4 protein-coding genes are annotated in these 4,868 nt (G+C 72.4%); all 4 read right to left on the bottom strand.

Annotated elements, in window-relative coordinates; translation table 11 throughout:
• Positions 1-26: 26 nt before the first annotated feature.
• Positions 27-728 (bottom strand): MadR family response regulator transcription factor, encoded by a 702-nt coding sequence (locus G6017_RS10825; protein ID WP_259848063.1) that lies wholly within the window; start codon positions 726-728, stop codon positions 27-29.
• On the bottom strand, positions 725-2,092 hold the full coding sequence (locus tag G6017_RS10820; RefSeq protein WP_179524180.1) for a GAF domain-containing sensor histidine kinase: 1,368 nt from the start codon (positions 2,090-2,092) through the stop codon (positions 725-727). Before G6017_RS10820 ends, G6017_RS10825 begins: the two co-directional genes overlap by 4 nt.
• Positions 2,089-3,252 carry an iron-containing alcohol dehydrogenase gene (locus tag G6017_RS10815; protein WP_241730857.1) on the bottom strand — a complete coding sequence of 388 codons (1,164 nt, stop codon included), beginning with the start codon at positions 3,250-3,252 and terminating at the stop codon, positions 2,089-2,091. The genes G6017_RS10820 and G6017_RS10815 overlap by 4 nt, the downstream gene beginning before the upstream one ends.
• A 25-nt stretch (positions 3,253-3,277) precedes the next feature.
• On the bottom strand, positions 3,278-4,868 hold a 1,591-nt coding region (locus tag G6017_RS10810), incomplete at its 5' end, for a VWA domain-containing protein (RefSeq protein ID WP_347237989.1).

The raw sequence follows: 4,868 nt of genomic DNA, 5'->3' as shown, positions 1-4,868 counted from the left end.
GGCGGCGACGGGCGGGGCGGGGGCGGTCAGAGCAGGCCCTGCTGACTGGCCACGTACACCGCCTCGGCCCGCCGTGAGACCTTGAGCTTGCGCAGGATGTTGCTGATGTGGAACTTGGCGGTCGTGGCCGAGATGAACAGCGCCTGACCGATCTCCTTGTTGGACATCCCCTCCGCCAGCAATTTCAGGACCTCGATCTCCCGGGCCGACAGGGCCTCGGACGCCGAGCCCACGCCCTTGAGCGCGTCGAGCACCATGGACGCGGTGCGGGCGTCGAAGGCGCTCTGCCCCGCCGAGACCGACCGGACGGCGGTCACCAGCTCGGTCACGTCCACGTTCTTGACCACGTATCCCCGGGCCCCCGCCCGGACCGCCCGCACGACGATCGCCTTGTCGAGGAAGGTCGTGAGCACCAGGGGGGCCACGTCGGGGAACAGGTCGCGGACCGCCGCACAGACCCGCAACCCGTCGAGCTCGGAGCCGCTCCCGAGTTTGAGGTCGATCACCGCGACGTCCGGGCGGGTCGAGCGGATGACCTCAAGCGCAGCGTCCGCGGTCGACGCCTCACCGACCACCTCGAGGTCGGGCTCCCGCTCCAGCATCAGTCGCAATCCCTCTCGCAGGACGGCGTGGTCGTCCACCAGGACGGTGCGGATCGTCGACGGTGGGGTCGTGGGGCCGGTCCCAGGCGGGGTCCTCGGCCCGGGGGTCGTCGGACCCGGGGTCATCGGGCCGGCCGCCGGTCGAGTCCGTCGACGCGGGGCGCCACCACAGTGATCGCCACCCCACCCAGGTCGGACTGCACGATGCCCAGTTCTCCCCCCACCAGCTCGGCCCTCTCCCTCATGTTGACCAGGCCCTGGCGCTCCGCGGGGGAACCGGTCCGCTCGCCCTCGAGCATGGCCCGCAGGTCCTCCGGCCGTCCCACGCCGTCGTCCTCCACGGTCAGCACCACGGCCTCGTCACCGAAGTCCAGGGTCACCACCACGCCGTGCCCCCGCGAATGCCGCGCGGAGTTCGCGAGCGCCTCACCGGCGATCCGGAGCAGCTCGTGCTCGATCCCGGGGGTCGTCGGGACCTCGTCGCCGAGCACCCGGACCTCGGTGGTCATGCTCGACGGGACGTGGAGGCGGCACAGGTCCTCGATCAGGCGGCTCAACCGCCCGTCCCCGTCGTCGATCGTGCGCAGGGCGTAGATCACGGACCGGAGCTGGTCGACGGCCTGGTCGGTCAGGTGCACCGCCTTCTCCAGCAGCGGCCGCTGCCGGTCGACCCGCCCCACCGCGTCGAGTCCGAGTTGCAGGTGCATCCCCGCGCCGAGGACCAGCTGGGAGACGCTGTCGTGGAGTTCCCGGGCCATCCGCGACCGTTCCACGTCGAGGATCCGCTGGCGGTGTGCGGCGTCGAGTTCCCGATGGGCCAATTCCAGTTCGGAGTTCCGCCGGGACAGCTCCACCACGTGCCCCCGGGCCTCCTCGTACGCCTCCTCCGCCCGCGCGAGCAACGTCTCCTGGTCCCGGAAAAGGACGGAGTTGTGCAGTGCCACGGCCGCCTGCGCGGCGAGAATCCGCAGGACCACCGTGTCGATGTCCTCGGCCGGCCGCCCGGGGTGGCGCCAGGACGCCAGTCCCCCGATCACCCCGCCGTGCAGTATCAGCGGCACGGTCACCGCGTCGGGGCCTCCGGCGTCCGCGACCTCGGAGGACCTGCCGCCGCGGAGGACCGCGAGGAGGACATTGACCACATCAGTGGGCAGCCCCTCCGGGACCGGCGCCAGATCCCGCCCCTCGAACGCGACGAACCGCCCCTCGGGGTCCACGATGACGTGCCGTGGCTCGACGGACGGGAGCTGACCGTCCCGGAGGGCGACCAGCGCCCACTCGGCGTCGAGCTGGTCGTAGGCGACCCGGAGGACCGACAGCATCAGCTCCTCGGGCCCCTCGGCGGTCCGCACCAGCGCACCGGAGACCCGATCGAGCGCGTGCATGGAGCGGCGCAGCCTCGACTCCGCCGCACGGTACTGATCGAAGAAGCTCCTCTTGACCGACCGCAGGCCCAGGAGGGAGTCCAGATCCGTGGGCCCCTCGGTCATGACGCCTCCCGGTACAGTCGTTCGACGTCCTCGAGGGTGACGGGACGCGGGTTCGTGGCCATGCACAGATCGTCGAGCGCGTGCGCGGCCAACGTGGGGATGTCCTCGGCACGGACCCCCAGCTGAGCGAGCCCCGCCGGGATCCCGACGGCCTCCGCGAGGTCCCGGAAGCGGTCCGCGACCCGGTCCGTCACCTGGCCGCCCCGGGAGCCGACGGCCACCCCGGCGGCGCGCGCCAGGTCCGCCATGCGGTCCGCGCGCATGACCATCCCGTTGTGCCGGACGACATGGGACAGCAGGACCCCGTTGATCTGGCCGTGCGAGGAGTCGTACCGACCGCCCACCGGGTGGCTCATCGCGTGGACCGCCCCCAGGACGGCGTTGCTGAACGCCATCCCCGCCTCGAGCGACGCGAGCGCCATGTCCTCCAGTTGCCCGTCGCCGTGCCTCTCGCCGCCCCCGAGCCTGTCGAGCGACCGCGTGCACAGCTCGACGGACCGCAGGGCGTGGGAGTCCGTCAACGGACCCGCCGCGCGCGAGAAGTACGCCTCCACCCCGTGGGAGAGCACGTCGATCGCCGTGGCCGCCCGCACGTCCTCGGGGACGGTGGCGTGGGTGGCCGGGTCGATGACCGTCACGTCCGGCACCAGAGAGCGGCTGACGATGGTCACCTTGGTCCGCCGGTCCGAGTCGTTGACCACGCAGAACTGGGAGACGTCGGCACCACTGCCGGCCGTCGTCGGCACGGCCACCACCGGGGGCAGCGGCAACCGGATCCGGTCGACCCCCTCGTACTCGAGGACGTGCCCTCCGTTGGAGACGACGAGCGCCACCCCCTTGGCGGCGTCGATCACCGAGCCGCCGCCCACCGCCACGATGACGTCGCACCCCGAGGAGTGGTAGGTCCTCGCGCCGGAGAGGATCTGGGACGCCCGCGGGTTCGGCCGGACATCGGACCACACGACCGGCTCCGCACCCCGCGCCCTCAGCCCGTCGACGACCGTGCCCGGCCACGGGGTGAGTTCGAGCCACGGATCGGTGACGACGAGGGGACGCCGTGCGCCCAGTCCCATGGCGGCGGTCGCGGCCTCGGGCAGGGCACCGAAGCCGAAGAGGATCTCCGGCGCGTGGAACTTGGCCACCCGGCCTTCCGACGACATGCCCACACGATAGGCCCGGGTCATGTCAGGCGAGCGAGCTTCCCAGCAGACCTGCCCGTTCGGACAGTTCCGCGGGGTCGCGCGCGGTCACCACCCCGTCCAGGTACCGGGCGTACACGCTCAGCCCACACGTGGGCCGGTTCCAGTACCTCCGGGCCTCCGGGGTGATCCACGCCATCCGGTGGGCCCGCCTGCTGATCCGTCCGACCAGGTCCTCCCGCGGATCCAGGCCGTTGCTCCGCCCGTCACCCACGACGAGGACCGAGGTCCGGGCGTCGATCAGGTCGCCGTGGCGGTCGAGCAGCTCGGCGAACATCCGCCCGTAGTCACTGCTGGCCTCGAGGTCCAGACCGGGTGCGGCCAGCACGGTCGCCAACGCGTCCGGACCCGACGACGACAGGAGGTGGTCGGTCACGTCGACGGGTCGGTCGACGAAGGCGACCACGGAGCACCTGTTGACCTTCCGGTGCAGGCTCTGGGCCAGGCGCAGCACGAATCCGGTGACGGGTCGGACCGAGAGCGACACGTCGACGAGGATCAGGAGCTTGAGCGGCCCGGGGACACGGGTCCGGTTCATGATGGTGAACGCCTCGCCGTCCGTCGCCCAGGCCCGTCGCAGGGTGGAGCGCGAATCGAGCAGCCCGCGGGCGAACGGCCGGGAGCGCCGCCGGGGGGCGCCCCGGATCCGGCGCATCACCTCGTGAGACGCGCGCTCGAGGTCCCCGCCGTCGGGCGCCTCCGGGCCCCCGTTGACCTCGTCGTCGTCGACACGACCGTCGGTGACGTCCTCCGCGAGGTTCCTCAGGAACTCCACGACCGCGTCGACGAACATCCCCACCTGCTCGCCCGCCGGGGGCCCGCCCTCGTCGGCGTGCCCCGCGTACACCTGTCGGGCGTCGTACCCGTCGAGGGTCCGCAGGACGTCGAGCGCGTCCGCCCAGTCCAACGACTCGCCACTGGAGACCGAGATGGCGGAGGACCCCATCTCCCCCACCCGGTCCGACGACGCGCGATCCACCTCGATCTCGTAGGTGACCGAGGACTGCCACCGCTCCGCCCCCGCCTCGACCGCGAACTCCTCCTCGCCCGTCGCGGTCGAGAAGTCGGAGTCGTCGTAGTGGATGTCCTCGTCACGGCGGGCCGTCTCGTCGCCCTCGACCAGGTCACCGATCTCGGCCGGGTCCAGGTCCGACGGGGTGAACGGCGAGGACCCGTCCGAGTCCAGTCCCAGTTCGTCGGGCAGCGCCCCCACCTGCGGGGCGTCGCCCCGGGCCCCTCCGGAGTCCTCGACCCGGGCCGCCCGCACACCGAGGAAGAAGCTGTCGAAGACCGCGTCGAAGCCCCGGTTCTCCCGCTGGTACTTGACGGTCACCGCACGGAGCGCCGGCCGGAGGACCTCGGGCCGGGAGGTCCCCACCAGCGCGAGGACCGTCCGCAGTTCCACCACCTCGGCCGGGGAGACCGCGACCCCGCGTTCCCTGAGCAGCCGCCCGAACGCCACGGAGACGATGTCGAGCACCTGCGGGGGCGAGACGTGGGACCTGTCCCCGGCCGTCATCGTCGTCCGGTCCCGCGCCCGGCCACGCTGCGGGCCCGGCCGGCCCCGAACGCGGCGG

It is taken from the genome of Dietzia sp. B44 (genome assembly GCF_014145245.1).
In the GTDB taxonomy this organism is placed as follows: domain Bacteria; phylum Actinomycetota; class Actinomycetes; order Mycobacteriales; family Mycobacteriaceae; genus Dietzia; species Dietzia natronolimnaea.
This window is presented reverse-complemented; position numbering and strand designations above follow the sequence as displayed.

Coding starts and splice junctions, on each gene's coding strand:
- G6017_RS10825 (WP_259848063.1), bottom strand. CDS start 728: ATGACCCCGGGTCCGACGACCCCCGGGCCGAGGACCCCGCCTGGGACC.
- G6017_RS10820 (WP_179524180.1), bottom strand. CDS start 2,092: ATGACCGAGGGGCCCACGGATCTGGACTCCCTCCTGGGCCTGCGGTCG.
- G6017_RS10815 (WP_241730857.1), bottom strand. CDS start 3,252: ATGTCGTCGGAAGGCCGGGTGGCCAAGTTCCACGCGCCGGAGATCCTC.